The organism is Streptomyces sp. NPDC088350 (assembly GCF_044753545.1).
Taxonomy (GTDB): Bacteria; Actinomycetota; Actinomycetes; order Streptomycetales; family Streptomycetaceae; genus Streptomyces.
The window spans coordinates 588,010-605,123 of sequence record NZ_JBIVNL010000004.1 but is presented as its reverse complement, the minus strand read 5'-3'; the positions used below and the strand labels follow the sequence as shown (position 1 = coordinate 605,123).

Sequence of the window (17,114 nt, the reverse complement as noted above, 5' to 3'; positions counted from 1 at the left end):
ACGCGATGACATCGACGACCTCAGCGGCCCGGATCCTCGAACTGCGCGGCATCACCAAGTCCTACGGATCCGTCCTGGCCTGCGACGCCGTGGACCTCACCGTCGACGCCGGCGAGATCCACGGTCTCCTGGGCGAGAACGGGGCGGGCAAGTCCAGCCTCATGAAGGTCCTGCTCGGGCTGATCCGGCGCGACGCCGGCACCGTACTGGTGCGTGGCGAGGAGGTCGCGCTGGACAGCCCGCAGGAGGCGGCCGAGCTGGGCATCGGCATGGTGCACCAGCACTTCAGCCTCATCAACGGGCTCACCGTCTGGGAGAACGTCGCGCTCGGCGACACCGGCGCGGTGAACAAGCAGGCCATCTGCGCCGACATCGCCGAGGTCGCCGCGCGGTACGGGCTGCCGGTCGACCCCGAGGCGCGGGTCGACACCCTCGCGGCGGGTGAACGGCAGCGCGTCGAGGTGGTCAAGTGCCTGCGGCGCAACCCCCGGATCCTGATCCTGGACGAGCCCACCTCGGTGCTGACCCAGGCCGAGTCGCAGGAGCTGTTCGCCGTGCTCGGCCGGGTGGTGCAGGAGGAGGGCCGTGCCGTCATCCTCATCAGCCACAAGCTCGCCGAGATCACGCAGGCCACGGACCGGGTGACGGTCCTGCGCAAGGGCGGTGTCGCCTTCCGGGCGGTCACCGCCGAGACCACCGCGCCGGAACTGGCCCGCCGGATGGTGGGCCGTGACGTGTCCCTGCACGACGAGGGAGCCGCCCTCGGCCTGCTGCCCGTCAACACGACACGCACGGGCGGGGGCGGGGCGCACGACCGGCCCCCGCCCGTCCTGCGCCTGGCGGGACTCACGGTCGAAAGAAGCGGGGTCAAGGTTCTCGAAGGAATCGACCTGAGCGTCGGCGCGGGCGAGATCTGCGCCCTCTACGGCGTCGAGGGCAGCGGCCAGGCGACGCTCGGCGAAGTCCTCTCCGGGCTGGTCCTGCCGACCGCCGGCACCATCGATATCGCCGGCCGCGAGGTCGACGTGACCCGGCCCGGCGCGCTCGGAAAGGCAGGTCTCGGCATCGTGCCGGAGGACCGGCACCAGAGCGGTGTCGTCCTCGACATGAGCGTCACCGAAAACCTGACGATGAAGTCCCTGGACAGGTTCAGCGGCCGGTTCCTGCTGCGCCGGCGCGCGATGGCCGCCGAGGCCCGGCGCCTCGCCGACGAGTTCAACATCGTCGCCCCCTCGCTCGACGCGCCGGTGCGCAGCCTCTCCGGAGGCAACCAGCAGCGTGTCGTGCTCGCCCGGGAACTGTCCGGTCACACCAGCGTCCTGGTAGCGGCGCAGCCCACCCACGGTCTCGACGTCGGCGCCATCGAGGACATGTACGTCCGGCTGCGCAGGGCGGCGGCCGAAGGTGTCGGAGTGCTGCTCATCTCCACCGAACTCGAGGAAGTCATGGCCCTTGCAACCTGGATCGCGGTGATCTCGTCCGGGCGGATCTCCGGAGCACTCCCCGTCTCGGAGGCGACACCCGAGCGACTGGGCATGCTGGTCGGCGGTGAGGCCGCATGAGTGCCCCCTCGCCGACGGGCGGGGACGAGACGGCCCCGCGTCTGCTCGCCCTGCTGAGGCCCCGGCCCGGTGGCTGGATCGTGGCGGGCCTCACCGTCGTACTGGTCGCCGTCGCCGCGGGCGCGTCCGCGCTGCTGCTGCTGTTCACCGGCGGCTCGCCGACCGCCTCGGCGTCCGCGATCTGGACCGGCAGCCTCGCCGACTCCACGGGCTGGACGACGACACTGCTCAACGCGGCGCCGCTGCTTCTGGTCGCGGTCGGCGCGTGTATCTGCGCGTCGGCCGGCACGTTCAACATCGGCCAGGAGGGGCAGGTGCTCATCGGCGGCCTGACCGGCGCCTGGGTCGGGCTGCGGCTGGCCCTGCCCGGCCCGTCCCTGGTCGTCGTGGTGCTGATCGCCGCAGCCCTCGGCGGTGGCGCCTGGGCCGCGCTCAGCGCGTTGATGCTCCGCCTGCGGGGGGTCAACATCCCCGTGAGCACCCTGCTGATGACATTCCTCGCCATCCAGCTCGTCACGTTCGCCGTCAGCACGCCGGCGCTCCTACAGCAGAGCGCGCAGGGTTCCTCGGGTATCGCCGACGCGGCGTCCAACCCCGTGCCGGAGAACGCGCGGCTCGGCGGCTTCGGGCAGTACCCGTCGGTGCAGCTGAACGCGGGCATGGTCATCGCCCTCGTCGCCGCGGTCGGCGTCGCCGTGCTCCTGAGCCGCAGCCGGTGGGGCTTCCGGGTGCGCATGGTCGGCCTGAATCCCCTGACGGCCAGGCACACCGGTATCCGGGTGGCCGCGCTCGGCGGCCTCACCCTGGCGCTGTCCGGCGCCTTCGCCGGACTGGCGGGCGGGCTGCTGCTGGTCAGCCCGGTCGGCACCAACCGGCTGCAGGCCGGGCTGTCGGGCAACTTCGGCTGGGACGGCCTGCTCGTCGCGCTCGTCGCGCGCAACCGGCCCCTGGTCACGATCCCGGTGTCGCTGGCGTTCGCCGTGCTGCGCGCGGGCGGTGACTTCCTCTCGGCCACGGGCGTGCCGTACTTCCTCGTCGATGTCGTCAAGGCGTTGCTGGTCCTCGCGTTCGTCGCGCCGCCCGTCCTCGTCGATCTCCTCCGCGGGCGTCGCGGTGCCGCACCGCAGGCGACGCCCGCCGTGTCCGTTGTCCCGACCAAGGTGAAGGCGGTCCTGTGAGCGTTCTGGACAACACCTCGACCGTTCTCGCGAGCGGTGTCCGGCTGACCGTGCCGCTGGCGTTCGCCGCGTGCGGTGAGTACGTGGCCGAGCGTGCGGGCACGATGAACATCTCCGTCGAGGCGATGATGCTCGGCGCCGCGTTCACGTCGATCGCCACGGCGAGCGCGACCGGCAGTGCCACCGTCGGCCTGGCGGTCGGCGTGGTGACCGGCCTCGTCCTCGGCTTCGTGCACGGCAACCTCTCCCACCGGGTGCAGATCAACACCTTCGTCGTCGGCCTCGTACTGAACGCGCTGGTACTGGGGCTGACGAGCTACCTGATCACGATCAACGAGTTCGTGTCGCACCAGGTCGGGATGTTGTCGATCCCGCTGCTGCGGGACATCCCGATCATCGGCGGGCCCCTGTTCGCCGAACGCTGGCCCGCCTTCCTGCTGCTCCTGCTGGTGCCGCTCACCTGGTGGCTGATGGAGCGCAGCCGCTGGGGCCTGGAACTGCGGGCGGTGGGGGAGAACCCGCAGGCCGCCGACGTCACGGGCATCAAGGTGAACCTGCGGCGCCGGCAGGCCCTGCTGTGGTGCGGCGCGCTGGCCGGTCTCGGCGGCGCGTACCTCGCGGTCGGCGAGGTCGGATCGTTCAACCAGAACATGACCGCAGGACGCGGGTACATCGTCATCGCGGCGGTGATCTTCGGGGCGTGGCGGCTCGGCCGGACCCTGCTCGGCTGCCTGGTGTTCGGGCTCTCCGACGCGATGCGTCTGGCGCTCCCGGCGCTCGGGGTCACGCTCAACGCCCAGCTGCTCGTCGCGGCCCCGTATCTGCTGGCGCTCCTCGCCATGCTGATGTTCACCACCCAGCACCGGGAACCCGCCGCGCTCGGGCGGCCCTTCGAGCGCGGGTCGACCTGATGGCCGGGACCCGGCGACGACGGATGCCGGCCCCGCGCATGGACGGGGCCGGCATCCGCCGCGGGCTCACGCCGCCGCGGTCAGCGCCGGCGCAGTGCCGCGTTCTCCAGGGCCGGCGGGGTGTAGCCGATGTCGAGCGGGTTGAGGGCACTGCCCGGCGCGACGAGCGCGTCGATCCGGTCCAGCGCCTCGGCGGACAGCGGCCGGTCCACGGCGGTGAGCTGCGACAGGAGCTGGTCGTGGGTGCGCGCGCCCATCACGGCCGAGGTGACACCGGGATGGGCGAGCACGAACCGCAGCGCCAGCTCGACGAGCGTGCAGCCCTCGTCGGCGGCCAGCCGTACGAGTTCCTCGACGACGGCGAGCTTGCGCGTGCGCACCCGCTCGTCGGCGAAGTCGAAGTGGTCGCTGTTGCGCAGCGCGCGCGAGTCGGCCGCCGGTTCGGCGCCGGCCCGGTACTTGCCGGTCAGCCAGCCGCCGTTGAGCGGGCTCCAGACCATGACGCCCATCCGGTGCCGTTGCGCGGTGGGCAGGGTCGCGGCCTCGGCGTGCCGGGCCAGGACCGAGTACGACAGTTGTTCCACGGTGAACCGCTCGCGGCCGGCACGCCGCGCCGCCCACTGCGCCTCCACGATCTCCTCGGCCGGGAAGCTGGAGGTGCCGATCGCCCGCACCTTGCCCGCCCGCACCAGGTCGCCGAGCGCGCCGAGGGTCTCCTCGATGTCGGTGCGCGGATCGGGGCGGTGGACGAGGTACACGTCCAGGTGGTCCGTCCCCAGCCGGCGCAGGCTGCCCTCCACGGCGCGCGTGATCCACAGCCGCGAGTTGCCGCGCCGGTTGCGGTCGAGGGGGCCGGCGGGCATCTGGCCCGAGAACTTCGACACCAGGACGACGTCGTCGCGCCGTCCCTTCAGGGCCCGGCCGAGGATCTCCTCCGACTCGCCGGAGGCGTACACGTCGGCGGTGTCGACGATGTTGACCCCGGCGTCCAGTGCCGTCGCCACCATGCGGTGGCACTCGGCCTCGTCGGTGTTGCCCCAGGCGCCGAACATCATCGCCCCGAGGCAGAGCTGACTCACCTCGATGCCCGTCCCGCCCAGAATCCGGTAGTCCACGCTCGCCTCGCATCCCCAGCCGACGCCCTGTCGCTGTCCTCCCGCAGGTTCGCACAACGGCGGGCCGGAAACCGATGTCGCGCGGGGCCAGCATCCCTGGCCTGCGTGTTGTGTCCGCAGCACATCGACCCGTGGGCGCGCTCGCGCCTAGTCTCAGGAAAATCCGCACCACTCACCATGGAGGTACCCGTGGCCGCCACCGGTCTCACGTCGGCACGCTGGACCCACGTCGCGCTGCCGACCGGCGATCTCGACAAGGCGATCGCGTTCTACACCACGCTGACTCCGCTGGTCGTGGTCGAGCGGTTCAAGGACGCGGACGGCGAGAGCGTCTGGCTCTCCAACGACCAGCAGGCCGAGACGCCGTTCGTGCTCGTCCTGGTGTCGTTCAACAAGGACAGGGGCAACCAGTTGGGCCTGCTGCACCCGTTCGCGCACCTCGGCATCGAGGTGCCGACGCGGGAGGACGTGGACGCACTGGCGGACCAGGCCCGCGAACTCGGCTGTCTGCACTGGGAGCCGCGGCAGATGCCCGATCCCGTCGGCTACATCTGCGCGCTGAAGGACCCCGACGGCAACGTCGTCGAGATCTCCCACGACCAGCGGGTGTTCGACTCGGTCCGCAAGAAGTGGGGTTCGTCCTGAAAGACACCCGCGCTGCCGTCGAGGCGTACCTCGCGGCGTTGAACGCGCACGACGCCGACGCCGTGGCCGACTGCGTGGCCGAGGACTTCGTCAACGAACACACCTCGTCGCTGGGACAGAGCCGCACGGGCCGCGCCGAGTACCGCGCCGCGCTGACCGGGTTCCTGGCGGACTTCGGGGACCTGCACTACCTGCCCGAGCGTTTCCTGGTCGACGGCGGGTCGGCCGCGGTGCCGTACGTCATGACGTTCCGGATGCGCTCGGCGGGCGATCGCCCCGTACGGGTACGCGGGGTCTTCGTTTTCACGGTCGTCGACGGGCTGGTGACGCGTCGTACGGACTACTGGGACAGCGGCGAGGTGCGGCGCCAGCTCGCCTGAAGCACCTGGTCGGCAGCGCGGAACCACCGCCGTGAACACCCCGTCCGCCTCCCGTGGACGGGGTGCTGGCATGCCCGCAGCCTGACCTGCGTATCGCTGGGCATGATGCCGTCTCGCATTGCTTGACATGACACCGTCTCGCATTGAAAGATGCCGTCATGCGAGTGGTAACGACACAGGTTGGCCTGGGCCGGATCGAGGACGGGTCCGTCGCTCTGCTGAACACGGCTTTTCCGCACGTCGGCGCCGTCCTGGAGCAGGAGGGATCGCTGCGCGGCCTGGAGTCGTGCGCGGTGCGCCGGCGGATCCCGCTCGATGAAGCCGTCCTCCTGTCGCCGTTGGGCCGTCCCCGCGCCGTGTGGGGCGTCGGGCTCAACTACGTGTCGAAGGCGGCCCGGGCCGGCCGGGGACTGCCCGAGCAGCCGATCCTGTACCTGGCCGCGTCGTCCGGCGTCCTGGCGCCGGGCGCACAGGTGGTGATCCCGCGGGCCGTGACCGAACCCGATTACGAAGGGGAGATCGCGGTCGTCGTCGGGCACCCCTTGTACCAGGCGTCCGAGGCCGAGGTCTGGCCCGCGATCGCCGCCATCACGGCGGCCAACGACATGACCGCGCGCGACATCATGCGTGGCACGGCGACACCCGCCCTCGCCAAGAGCTACCCGGGATTCACACCGCTCGGTGCGTCGGTCTGCACCCCCGACGAACTCGCCGACCGCGACGCGATCCGCGTACGGACCCGGGTCAACGGCGAACTCGTCCAGGACGACACGAGCGCCGGCATGGTCTTCGCGGTCACCGATCTGCTCAGCCGGCTCTCGTGGTTCACCACGCTCGAACCCGGCGACGTCGTCCTCACCGGAACCCCGGCCGGCACCGGCCAGGACCGCGCGTGCTTCCTCGCCGACGGCGACGAGGTACGGGTCGAGGTGGACGGCGTACTGCCCCTCGTCACCCGCGTCGTGCGTCCCACGGACGCCGCACCGCGCGACCACCGGCTGACCGAACCGGTCAGCTGACCGCCCCTCACCATGGGAGCCACACCGATGCCCGATTCCCCCGCATCGCCCTACGACCTCGTCCTGGCCGGCGGCACCGTCATCGATCCGGCGTCGGGCACCAACGCCCGGCTCGACGTGGCGGTCACCGGTGACCGCATAGCCGCGATCGGGGAAGGGCTGGCGGTGGGCGCGGCCCGCACGATCGACGTGAGCGGCTCCACCGTGCTGCCGGGCCTCGTCGAGGGCCACACCCACATCTTCCAGTACGTCTCCGCCGTCGGCGCCCCGGCCGAGGAGGCCCACCTGCGGCGCGGCGTCGTCGCGGCGGCGGACGCCGGTACGGCCGGCGCCTCGACGTTCGCGGCCTTCCGCAAGCTGGTGGTCGAGGCGAACCCGCTGCGCATCGTCAACTTCCTCAACGTCTCGGTGCTCGGCCTGATCGACTTCAGGTTCGGCGAACTCCTCAACCCCGACACCCTGGTCCCCGAGGACGCGCTCGCGACCGCCGAGGCCCACCCCGACATCGTGCGCGGCTTCAAGATCCGGCTGTCCGAGGACGTCGTGGGCGAGAACTGGGAGTCGCTGCTGAAGAAGTCCGTGGCGTTGGCCGAGCAGGCCCGGCTCCCGCTGATGGTGCACATCGGCGAGACCGAGGAGCCGGTGCCCACTGTTCTGGACCACCTGCGCCCCGGCGACATCGTGGCGCACTGCTACACCGGCAAGCCGCACGGGATACTCGACGGCGACCGCGTGCACCCCGCCGTCACCGCGGCCCGTGAGCGCGGCGTGCTCTTCGACTCCGCCCACGGCAAGAGCAACCTCAGCTTCGAGGTGGCGCGCCGGGCGATCGCCGACGGGTTCCTGCCCGACGTCCTCAGCTCCGACACCAGCGCCCGCAATTGGCGCGGTCCGGTATTCGACCTGCTCACCAGCATCTCCAAGCTGGTCGCGCTGGGCGCGCCGCTGGAGGAGTGCGTCCGGCGGGCCACCGTCGCTCCCGCGCAGTTGCTGGGGCTCGACGCCGAGGGCTACGGGCGCCTGGCGGTCGGCGGGCGGGCTGACATCACGGTCGTCGACTGGACCGACGAGGTCACCCTGCCCGATGCCGCGGGCAACACGATCCTCGCGCCGCGCCTGGAGCCGTCCGTCGTGCTGCACGCGGGCACCGAGATCGACATCGTGCCGTGGCGCGGTCTGCCGGCGGCGTGAGCCACCGGCCCGCCCCGGGGAGAGCGCGATGACCGTCGTCGATGTCCACCTGCTGAGGCGCCGGCTGCGCGCGGCCGTGACGGCGGCGGAACCCGCCGTCGGCACGTTCGTCAAACTGGCGTCGTCCGACGTGGTGGAGCTGGCCGCGGCGGCCGGGTTCGCGTTCGTGGTCGTCGACCTGGAGCACTCCACCCTCACCGAGCGGAACGCTGTCGACCTGGTGCGCCACGCGCATGTGTGCGGCCTGCCGGCCCTCGTCCGGGTGCCCGAGGTGGACGCCGCCGCCGTCAACCGGCTGCTGGAGGCCGGGGCTGCGGGAATCCAGCTGTCGATGCTCACCCGTGTCGCCCAGACCGAGGCGCTCGTGGCGGCGGCCCGGTTCGCGCCCGTCGGCCGCCGGTCGGTCAGCCTGGCCAACAGGGCCGCCCGGTTCGGCGCGATCCCGCTGGCCGGGTTCCTGCGCGCCGAGCAGGACGACCCGCCGGTGCTGGTCGGCCAGATTGAGACGGCCCGGACCGATCCGCTGCCGGAGCTGCTCGCCCCGCTCGACGTGTGCTTCGTCGGCAGCACCGACCTCGCCGTCGACCTGGGCCTGCCGGCCGACGCCGCGGTGCTGCGTGCCGCGGTCGACCGGGTGCGGGGGGCCGCCCGTTCGGCGGCGGTGGCGTTCGGCGGCTGGGCCCCGGCCCGGGACGCCGCGGCGCACCTGGGCCTCGGTGACGCCGACTACCTGGTCGTCGGCTCGGACCTGCAGATGTTGGCGGACGCCCTGCGCGTGACCGCCGGAGAGGGAAACCAGTGACCACACGCAACACAGCACTGTTCGGCACCGTCGTCACCTGGGACGAGCTGCCGGTGACCCAGGTACGGCCGGGGGTGCGCCGTCGCGTCTACGCGACGGACGAGATGATGATCTGCCACCACGAACTCGACGTCGGCATGACGCTCAACCCGCACCGCCACGAGGAGTTCGACCAGCTGGTCCACATCGCCCAGGGGCGGGCCAACTACTACGTGGACGGGGTCGCACACGACATGCGCGCGGGGTCGTTCCTGCTCGTCCCCCGAGGCAGCGAGCACTACGTGGAGCCGACGGAGGCCCCCTGCGTGAACATCGACTTCTTCGTCCCGCCGAGGGCAGACCTGCTTCCCTGACCGCAGGGCGTGCGGTGCCCCGTACCGGGGCCCGACCAGCCGGCCCACCGCCCGCGCGGTGCGCCGGCCGCCGCCGCGACCGGTGGGTCAGCCGCCGTTGGGTTCGTCGTCCGAGCCGCCCAGCCGCTGCGACAGCGCGCGGGCCGTCTCCAGCAGTGCCTGGGCCATCGGCGCCTTGACGTCGTCGGAGACCGTCGCCGTCGTGCCGACGACCGCGAGCGTCCCGCTGATCTTGTCGCCCTCGAAGATGGGTGCCGCGATGGTGCGGACCCCGTTGACCGCGGGGGAGTTGACCGACAGCCCGTGGTGCCGGATGGCGGCGAGCTCCTCGGTGAGCTCGGGGGACGTACGGACCGAGCGCGGCAGCGTCGGTACCTGGTCCGGGGGCAGGAAGGTGAGGAAGATCCGTCCCTGCGCCGAGGAGGTGAGGTCGAGACGCGAGCCGACCCGGACGCTGATGCGCACCATGTGGTCGGTGTTGTCCACCGAGCGCACCACGGTCGCCGACTCGCCGTCCCAGACCGACAGCACGATCGTCTCGTCGATGCGCCGGACCAGTTTCTCCATGTACGGCTCGGCGGCGGCGACGATCGGCAGGCCGGCCCGTGCGGCCGCGGCCAGCGTGAGCACCTGGGAGCCGAGGGAGTAGAGCGAGGTGCGCTCGTCGTAGCGCAGCAGGTTCGCCGCCCGCAGCGCCTTCGTGTAGCGGTGCGCGGTCGCCTTGCTCGCCCCGAGGCGTGCGGTGATCTCGTTGAGGCTCATGTGCGGCTTGCCGACCGTGAACGAGCCGAGGATCAGCGCCGCTCGCTGCACCGTCTGGATGGTCGGCGCGGTCGTGTCGGGACCGCTTCGCTCGCCGGTGCCGGGCTGCGCCTTCGTGGCCATGAAATCCTGCTCCTGATCCCGTGTCAGTAAAGTGATGAGTCGTTGAGTGGAACGCCGTATCGTATAGCGTAACGGTGAGGGCCGTGGTCGTGTGCTGGAAGTTCCGAGGTATTCCGCCGCCGCGAGCCGCGCGGCCGGGACCGGCGCCACCGGGACCGGCCCTCCGCGAGCGCCTCCCGCGCGGAGCCGCCGGCGTCGGGTCGCCGACCCGGTACGACGCCCCGGGTACGCCGACCGGTTGCGACGACCCGGTACGCCGACCTCACAGGTCGGAGGAGTGCCCCGGGTTGAGTGAGCGTGCCGGGTCGAGCAGTGACGCGATGTGGTTGACGGCGAGGGCCGCCTCGCCGAAGCCGATCGAGATCAGACTGACCTTGCCGTCGTGGTCGGCGATGTCGCCGGCCGCAAAGACACGCTCCCGGTTGGTGCGCATCGTGCGGTCGACGAGGATGCGCCGGCGGCGCAGCTCCAGTCCCCACTGCTCCATGGGGCCGAGGTCGGCGATGAATCCGAGCGCGGCGACCACGCACTGGGCGGGCAGACTGATCCGGTCGCCGTCGGAGCCCGCGACCACGACCTCCGACACCGCCCCGTCGCCGGAGATCTTCTCGACCTCGTAGGGCGTCAGGACCCGTACGGAGGAGGCGTGCACCTGCTCGACGGTGCGTTCGTGGGCCCGGAACCGCGCACGTCGGTGCACCAGCGTCACGGACGAGGCGATCGCCTCCAGGGACAGCGCCCAGTCCAGTGCGGAGTCCCCGCCGCCGACCACCACGACGTCCTGTCCGGCGAGTTCGTCCAGTCGCGGCACGAAGTACCGCAGTCCCCGGCCCAGGTAGTCGGAGCCCACGGGGAGCTCACGCGGGACGAAGTTGCCGATCCCGCCGCAGACGAGCACCGCGCCCGCGGTGATCCGCGCGCCGGCGTCGGTGGTCGCGACGATGCCGTCGCCCGTGTCGTCGAGGTGGGTGACCCCGTGTCCGAGCAGGTAGACCGGGTTCCCCTGTGCGGCCTGCTCGGCCAGCCGGTCCACCAGCTCCTGGCCGCGGACGGCGGGGAAGCCGGCCACGTCGTGGACGAGCTTCTCGGGGTACAGCGCGGTGATCTGGCCGCCCACCTCGGGCAGGGCGTCGGCGACCGCGACACTCAGGCCGCGGAAGCCGGCGTAGTACGCGGCGTACAGCCCGGCCGGGCCGGCGCCGATCACGAGCAGGTCGACGGACACCTCGGGGCCGGTGCCCGTGGCGCTCCCGGAGGCGCTCACGCGCCCACCTCGGGATGGTCGCGGCCGACCCGGCCGACCTTGCGCGCGCCGCCGGGCGACCCGAGCGGCTCGACGCCGAGGGTGAAGAACTCGGCGTTGATGCGCTCCGCCTGCCGGGCCTCGGCGGGCAGGTCCTCGTGGTGGAAGATCGAGATCTGCGGGCAGACGGGTTCGCAGCGCCCGCACTCGACGCATTCGTCGGGCTGGATGTAGAGCATCCGGTCGCCCTCGTAGATGCAGTCGGCCGGGCACTCCTCCATGCACGACTTGTCCATGATGTCGAGACAGGCCTGCGTGATGACGTACGGCACGGGCTTCTTACCCTTCACACGGTCGCACAGAATGCGAGATGGTGTCTTCTATTATGGAATGGATGATGGCGCCGCCAACTCGGAGTGTCAACCACGGTGATTGCTTGACACTCCCGCGCATGCCGGGAGAAGCTAATGCGACATACGAGATGGCATCTCGCAGCATGCCACTCGGGTCGGGACTTGTGAGAGGCACACGCCGTAATGGGAAGCAACCCCAGGACTGTCCCAGCACCGATGATCGTCGAGGACTGGGACCAACTCACCTTCCGGGTCAACCGCGAGGCCTACCGCAGTGCGGAGATCTTCACCCGGGAACGCGGGTGGGTATGGACCCACACCTGGCTCTACCTCGGCCACGAGACCGAGATCCCCAACCCCAACGACTTCAAGGTCCGCACCCTCGGCGGCCGGCCGCTGATCTTCTGCCGGGACACCGCCGGCGAGGTGCACGCCTTCCTGAACTCCTGCCCGCACCGCGGCACTGTGCTGTGCCGCGAGAGCGAGGGCTCGACCAGGCTCTTCCAGTGCTTCTACCACGCCTGGACCTTCCGCAACAACGGTGAGGTCGCCGCGATCCCCGACGCCGGCGCCTACGAGTCGAGCGACGAGTTCCGGGCGTCCATGGGACTGCGCGGCGTCCCGCGCCTGGAGATCCACGAGGGATACGTCTTCGTCGCCTTCGACCCGGACGTCCCGCCGCTGCTCGAACACCTCGGCGACGCGGCCGACTACATGACGATGATCGAACAGCAGCACGTCGGCGGCATGACCACACTGCCCGGCACACAGCGGTACAGCGTGCGCGGCAACTGGAAACTCGCCGTCGAGAACGCGATGGACGGCTACCACTTCGCACCGACCCACAACACGTTCGTGGGCTACCTGCGGGAGAGCGGTTTCGCCGTCACCGACGACAACCAGTACGCGTACGACCTCGGCAACGGCCACGGACTCCTGGTCCTGACCGGGCACGGCGGGCGGATCAGCATGATCTGGGAACCGCGCTTCGGCGAGGACGAGCGGGTGCGCACCGAGCAGCACCGGGCCGAGATGGCGGAGCGGCTGGGGGAGGAACGGGCACACTACGTGGCCGACGAGAGCCACATCCTGTTCGTGTTCCCCAACCTGCTCCTGTTCGACATCGAAGGTCTGTCGATCCGGCAGCTGGAGCCGGTGGCGCCCGACCAGACCGACGTGCGCGCCTGGCAGCTGGTCCCGCGCGAGGAGGACCCCGCCGCGCGCGCCCTGCGCATGAAGACGGTCGTCAGCTTCGTCGGCCCGGGCGGGCTCGCGACGCCGGACGACATCGAGGCGTACGAGGCGGTCCAGCGCGGCATCCAGGCAACGGCCGGCACCGCCGTGCCCGAGCTGGACTACAGCGACATGTCGCGCGGCATGGCCGACGAGGTCAAGGGCGTACAGGGCAGGTCGACCGACGAAGGCGCGATGCGGGGCTTCTGGCGGCACTGGATCGAAGCCGTAGGGCTCGATGACGACCTTGCCGTCCACGGCGAGCGGCCGACGTCCTTCCTCCAGGGCAGGGACGTGCGATGACCGCGACCGGCAACACCCACTCCGTGCACTGCCAGGGACGCACGATCACCCGGCCGGAGGTGGAGGACTTCCTCTACGCCGAGGCGGCCGTCCTCGACGGCTGGGACTACGACGGCTGGCTGGCCCTCTTCGAGCCCGGCGCCCGCTACGAGATCCCGACCACCGACTACCGTCCCGGCTGGTCGCCGCACGAGACAGGATCGTTCGTCGACGACGACTGGGATCTGATCCGAGCCCGGGTCAAGCGCCTGAAGTCCCGCAAGGCGCACGCCGAGAACCCGCACTCGCGCACCCACCGGCTGGTGTCCAACGTACGGCTGTCCGAGCACACGGAGGACTCCTTCCGGGTGGCGGCGTCCTTCGTGGTGCACCGCGCCCGCGACGGACACTTCGACGCCTACGTCGGCTGGTACGACCATGTGCTGGTGCCGACCGCGGACGGACTGCGCTTCCGGCTGCGGCGCTCGGTCCTCGGCCACGAGTCGCTCGCCGCGGGCGCCCGGCTCAGCTTCATCCTCTGACCGGCGACGGACGGTGACCCGATGATCCGACACACCCTGTCCTTCCGCTTCGCCGAAGGAACCGACCAGGCCACGCGCGAGTCCGTGCTGGCCGAGCTGCGCACCTTCCCGGACCGGTACGCGGCCATGCGCGGCTTCGTGCTCGGCGAGAACATCAGCACCCGCGACCAGACCTTCACCCACACCATGTCCGTCGACTTCGACAGCGTGGACGACCTGCTGGCCTATCTCGGCAGCGAGACCCACGAGACCTTCGTGCACACGCGCTGGCGCCCGGTCATCGGCCGGCAGGCCATCACCTCGTTCGAGTACGCCGGGCAGCCGGCGCCCGCCCCCGGAAGGACAGCGCCCGTGAGCACCCGCCCGCACGGCCCGTACGGCATGGAGTACGCCCGGATCGAGGTTCCGGACATGCAGGCCACCATCGACTTCCTCGAATACCACGTAGGACTCCAGCTGGAGCAGCGCACGGACGAGTACGCCTACCTGCGCGCCGACATCGAGCACCACGCGATCGAGCTGATCCACGCGCCCGAGCGCACCGACGGGTGGACGACCGCGGTCGGCTACAGCGTGGCGAGCGAGGAGATCCTCGACCAGCTGCACAAGAGCGTCCTGGACGCCGGCCTGGAGGTCCTCGAACTCCAGGAGCGGCAGCAGGCGCTGTGCGAGAAGGGGTTCGCCGTCAAGGATCCCAACGGCCTCGTCGTCGAGCTGTTCACCGAGTTCCAGGAGTACGCGGAGCCGCCGCACATCGAGATCCGGCCGCTCGACCTGGTGCACCCCTTCATCGCCACCGCGAAGTACGAGGAGACGCTGGACTTCTACCAGAACGTCCTGCGGTTCCTGCCCTCGGACCACGTCGTCGGCTCGACCACGTTCCTCCGTGGCGAGAACCGCTACCACCACAGCCTCGCGGTGCAGAACAACAAGGAGCACTACGTCGCGCACCTGTGCTTCGCGATGAAAAGCCTCGACCACGTCATGAGGATGCGCGCTCGCGCGCTGTACAAGGGCGCGCCGATCGCCTCCGACATCGTCAACCACTCGGCGTCGACGTCGATCGCGTTCTACCTGCACGACACGCGCTTCGGCCCGCGTTTCGAACTGTGCGACCGGCACCGGGTGTTCACGCCGGAGGAGCACGAGACGCACCGGGCCCGCAGGATGCCGGCCGACCCGCGCAACATCGACGTGTGGCGTCCGGCGTCCGACGACTGGGGACGTTTTTGAGACAGCAGCTGCTCGACGTCCTGCGCCTGCTCGACGCGACCCCCGCTCCCCGTGGCGCGGAACGGACGGCGGCCCACCGGCTGCGCGCCTGGTGCGCCGACCGGTGGCCGCACGTCGAGTGGCAGGTACTGGAGCACGGCCCCGCGGGCGGCAGCCTGATCGCCGCGCACGGGGCCGGACCGCTGTTGTACTCGCACCTCGACACGTCGCTGGACGCCGGCGGGGCGTACAGCCGTCTCGTCACAGGTGACACCGCGCCCGTCGCCCCGCTCGGCGTGGACGGCGATCTGGTGACCGGCTTCGGCCTCGGGGTCGCCCGCGGGCCGGCGGCGGCCGTGCTGGTCGCGTTCGCCGAGGCGGGCGCCGGACGCCTGCTGCTCGCGGGCTCCGGCACGCACCGGCGCGGCGGTGGGACCACCGGCCTGGAGGCCTACGCGGACACGTATCAGCTGCCGCGCTCGGCGATCGTCGCCAAGTGCGGCCCGCCCACGCTGCTGTGGCACGAGCCGGGCGCGTTCTATCTGAGCGTCCGGGTGACGGGCCGCTCCGGGGCCGCGATGGCGGCGGAGTCGGCCACACCGCCCGGGGGAGTCGTGGCCGGGGCGGGCGTCGTCCTGGACGAGCTGGCCCACTGGCGCACGGACTACCTGGCCGCCGACCCGAGGGAGGGCCAGACCGGCCGGGCGTGCGGCATCGGCGCGATCAGCGGGGGCTGGCCGGACAAGCCGGACCTGCTGCCGGCCCAGCTGCGGATCGACCTCTACGTCGTCGCGGGCGACCGGGTCGCACCGGCGGCGCAGGCAGCCGAGCTGGCCGACCGGCTGCGGGCCCGGTGCGCGGAGTCGGTGCTGCGCGACTGCGCGGTCGAGGTGGAGGCCGAGCCGGTCGCGGCGGCGGCGGCGACACCGGCCGACGCCCCGGTGGTGACGGCCGCCCGGGCGGCCTGGCTCGACGAGTTCGGTGCGCAGCCCCCTCCGATCACCGGCTGGACGGGATCGACCGACGGCGTCGTACTGCGCGCCCACGGCGCCGAGACCGTACGCCTCGGCCCGCAGGCGAAACCGGCCACCGACGACCCCCGTCGCGACGCCCTGTCGTTGGGCCAACTGACCGCCTACGCACGCGTCTACTGCCGACTGTTGACCGACCTGCCGTCGTAGCGCCGCAGATCCCCGGTGCTGTCGGTGCCTCGGGTGCCGCCGGTGCTGGGCGCGGCGGGCATGGCGGGTGCGGCGGGCGTGCTGGGCGTTCACGGTGACGCGGCGGGAGGTGTGGGTCTGATGGCCTGGACACGTGAGGAAATAGCCGCCCGCGCGGCCCGCGAACTGCGCGACGGTGAGTACGTCAACCTGGGCATCGGGCTGCCGACGCTGATCCCCAACCACCTGCCCGAGGGCGTCCGGGTCGTGCTGGAGCCGGAGAACGGCATTCTCGGCACCGGTCCTTTCCCGTACGAGGACGAGGTAGACCCAGACCTGATCAACGCCGGCGAGGAGACCGTCACCGTCCTGCCGGGCGCGGCGTTCTTCGACTCCTCTCTCTCGTTCGGCATGATCCGCGGCGGGCACATCGACGCGGCCGTGCTCGGCGCCATGCAGGTCTCCGAGAGGGGCGACCTTGCCAACTGGGCGGTTCCGGGCAAGATGGTGACCGGTGTCGGCGGGGCCATGGACCTCGTGCACGGTGCCGGCCGGGTGATCGTCACCATGACCCACACCGCCAAGGACGGCAGCCCGAAGATCGTGCGGGAGTGCGACCTGCCGCTCACCGGCAGGCAGTGCGTGAAGCGGATCATCACCGACCTCGGCGTCCTCGACGTCACCGACGACGGCCTGGTCCTCGTCGAGACCGCCCCCGGCGTCACCGCCGAGGACATCACCGCCAGGACAGCGGCGAAGGTGCTCCTCCCCGAAGGCACCGCCGATGACCTCCGTCAGGCGTAACGCACCGTCCGTGCCCCGGCCGGCAAGTACGGCTGTCCCCGGCGTGTGCCTCGACGAGCCCACCGCCCGTAGTGAACGCACTGTCGGCCGCGCCCGAGTTCTCGATCCGACCCGCGCGGGTCATCGGTACCTCCGGCCACCGGAGGATTTCGCGCGCCGGGGTCGTCCCACGTGACGTCGCGTGCCCGTGACCCCGGTCGGGATCGGAGGTCACCGGCGGGCGCGACCTCCGCCGTCGGCTTCC

18 protein-coding genes are annotated in these 17,114 nt (G+C 71.4%); 14 read left to right on the top strand and 4 right to left on the bottom strand.

Going from position 1 to position 17,114, the window contains the following annotated elements:
- Window positions 1-5: 5 nt before the first annotated feature.
- Genes ACIQBL_RS16665 through ACIQBL_RS16655 form a run of 3 tightly spaced genes read left to right on the top strand, consistent with a single transcriptional unit; the run spans window position 6 to window position 3,651 of the window.
- A complete protein-coding gene (locus ACIQBL_RS16665; RefSeq protein WP_401941955.1) occupies window positions 6-1,562 on the top strand; it encodes an ABC transporter ATP-binding protein in 1,557 nt (518 codons plus the stop codon).
- Window positions 1,559-2,740 (top strand): ABC transporter permease, encoded by a 1,182-nt coding sequence (locus ACIQBL_RS16660; protein WP_401941952.1) that lies wholly within the window; start codon window positions 1,559-1,561, stop codon window positions 2,738-2,740. The genes ACIQBL_RS16665 and ACIQBL_RS16660 overlap by 4 nt, the downstream gene beginning before the upstream one ends.
- Complete coding sequence (locus ACIQBL_RS16655; RefSeq protein WP_401941950.1) at window positions 2,737-3,651, top strand: ABC transporter permease; 915 nt, start codon at window positions 2,737-2,739, stop codon at window positions 3,649-3,651. Before ACIQBL_RS16660 ends, ACIQBL_RS16655 begins: the two co-directional genes overlap by 4 nt.
- Before the next feature lie 80 nt (window positions 3,652-3,731).
- Here ACIQBL_RS16655 and ACIQBL_RS16650 read toward each other — a convergent pair whose 3' ends face one another.
- The gene (locus ACIQBL_RS16650; RefSeq protein ID WP_401941948.1) at window positions 3,732-4,766 is read right to left on the bottom strand and encodes an aldo/keto reductase; all 1,035 of its coding nucleotides are present in this window, start codon (window positions 4,764-4,766) and stop codon (window positions 3,732-3,734) included.
- 189 nt (window positions 4,767-4,955) lie between these two features.
- Between ACIQBL_RS16650 and ACIQBL_RS16645 the strand changes: the two genes are divergently transcribed.
- The 6 genes from ACIQBL_RS16645 (at window position 4,956) to ACIQBL_RS16620 (ending at window position 9,156) form a co-directional block, all read left to right on the top strand.
- Window positions 4,956-5,411: a VOC family protein gene (locus ACIQBL_RS16645; protein ID WP_401941946.1), complete on the top strand. Its 456-nt coding sequence runs from the start codon at window positions 4,956-4,958 to the stop codon at window positions 5,409-5,411.
- Entirely contained in the window at window positions 5,396-5,791 is a 396-nt protein-coding gene (locus ACIQBL_RS16640) for a nuclear transport factor 2 family protein (RefSeq protein WP_401941943.1), read from the top strand. The genes ACIQBL_RS16645 and ACIQBL_RS16640 overlap by 16 nt, the downstream gene beginning before the upstream one ends.
- Before the next feature lie 158 nt (window positions 5,792-5,949).
- Window positions 5,950-6,810 (top strand): fumarylacetoacetate hydrolase family protein, encoded by an 861-nt coding sequence (locus tag ACIQBL_RS16635; RefSeq protein WP_401941941.1) that lies wholly within the window; start codon window positions 5,950-5,952, stop codon window positions 6,808-6,810.
- A 27-nt stretch (window positions 6,811-6,837) separates the two neighbouring features.
- Complete coding sequence (locus ACIQBL_RS16630; protein ID WP_401941938.1) at window positions 6,838-8,001, top strand: amidohydrolase family protein; 1,164 nt, start codon at window positions 6,838-6,840, stop codon at window positions 7,999-8,001.
- 28 nt (window positions 8,002-8,029) lie between these two features.
- Window positions 8,030-8,803 (top strand): aldolase/citrate lyase family protein, encoded by a 774-nt coding sequence (locus tag ACIQBL_RS16625; protein WP_401941936.1) that lies wholly within the window; start codon window positions 8,030-8,032, stop codon window positions 8,801-8,803.
- Window positions 8,800-9,156, top strand: coding sequence for a cupin domain-containing protein (locus ACIQBL_RS16620; RefSeq protein WP_401941934.1), 357 nt, complete (start codon window positions 8,800-8,802; stop codon window positions 9,154-9,156). Before ACIQBL_RS16625 ends, ACIQBL_RS16620 begins: the two co-directional genes overlap by 4 nt.
- A gap of 87 nt (window positions 9,157-9,243) precedes the next feature.
- Here ACIQBL_RS16620 and ACIQBL_RS16615 read toward each other — a convergent pair whose 3' ends face one another.
- From ACIQBL_RS16615 to fdxA, 3 genes are all read right to left on the bottom strand, one after another.
- Entirely contained in the window at window positions 9,244-10,041 is a 798-nt protein-coding gene (locus tag ACIQBL_RS16615; protein ID WP_401941931.1) for an IclR family transcriptional regulator, read from the bottom strand.
- Window positions 10,042-10,303: 262 nt separating this feature from the next.
- Window positions 10,304-11,305 carry an NAD(P)/FAD-dependent oxidoreductase gene (locus ACIQBL_RS16610; protein WP_401941930.1) on the bottom strand — a complete coding sequence of 334 codons (1,002 nt, stop codon included), beginning with the start codon at window positions 11,303-11,305 and terminating at the stop codon, window positions 10,304-10,306.
- The gene (fdxA, locus tag ACIQBL_RS16605; RefSeq protein WP_401941927.1) at window positions 11,302-11,634 is read right to left on the bottom strand and encodes a ferredoxin; all 333 of its coding nucleotides are present in this window, start codon (window positions 11,632-11,634) and stop codon (window positions 11,302-11,304) included. The genes ACIQBL_RS16610 and fdxA overlap by 4 nt, the downstream gene beginning before the upstream one ends.
- A 219-nt stretch (window positions 11,635-11,853) precedes the next feature.
- On the opposite strand from fdxA, the gene ACIQBL_RS16600 reads away from it, so the two are divergent.
- From ACIQBL_RS16600 to ACIQBL_RS16580, 5 genes are all read left to right on the top strand, one after another.
- On the top strand, window positions 11,854-13,173 hold the full coding sequence (locus ACIQBL_RS16600; RefSeq protein WP_401941924.1) for an SRPBCC family protein: 1,320 nt from the start codon (window positions 11,854-11,856) through the stop codon (window positions 13,171-13,173).
- Window positions 13,170-13,694, top strand: a complete 525-nt coding sequence (locus ACIQBL_RS16595) for an aromatic-ring-hydroxylating dioxygenase subunit beta (RefSeq protein ID WP_401941921.1) — start codon at window positions 13,170-13,172, stop codon at window positions 13,692-13,694. The genes ACIQBL_RS16600 and ACIQBL_RS16595 overlap by 4 nt, the downstream gene beginning before the upstream one ends.
- 21 nt (window positions 13,695-13,715) lie before the next feature.
- Complete coding sequence (locus tag ACIQBL_RS16590; protein ID WP_401941918.1) at window positions 13,716-14,927, top strand: Dabb family protein; 1,212 nt, start codon at window positions 13,716-13,718, stop codon at window positions 14,925-14,927.
- Window positions 14,924-16,087, top strand: a complete 1,164-nt coding sequence (locus tag ACIQBL_RS16585; protein ID WP_401941916.1) for a hypothetical protein — start codon at window positions 14,924-14,926, stop codon at window positions 16,085-16,087. The genes ACIQBL_RS16590 and ACIQBL_RS16585 overlap by 4 nt, the downstream gene beginning before the upstream one ends.
- A 120-nt stretch (window positions 16,088-16,207) precedes the next feature.
- Window positions 16,208-16,870: a CoA transferase subunit B gene (locus ACIQBL_RS16580; RefSeq protein WP_401942529.1), complete on the top strand. Its 663-nt coding sequence runs from the start codon at window positions 16,208-16,210 to the stop codon at window positions 16,868-16,870.
- Window positions 16,871-17,114 lie beyond the last annotated feature (244 nt).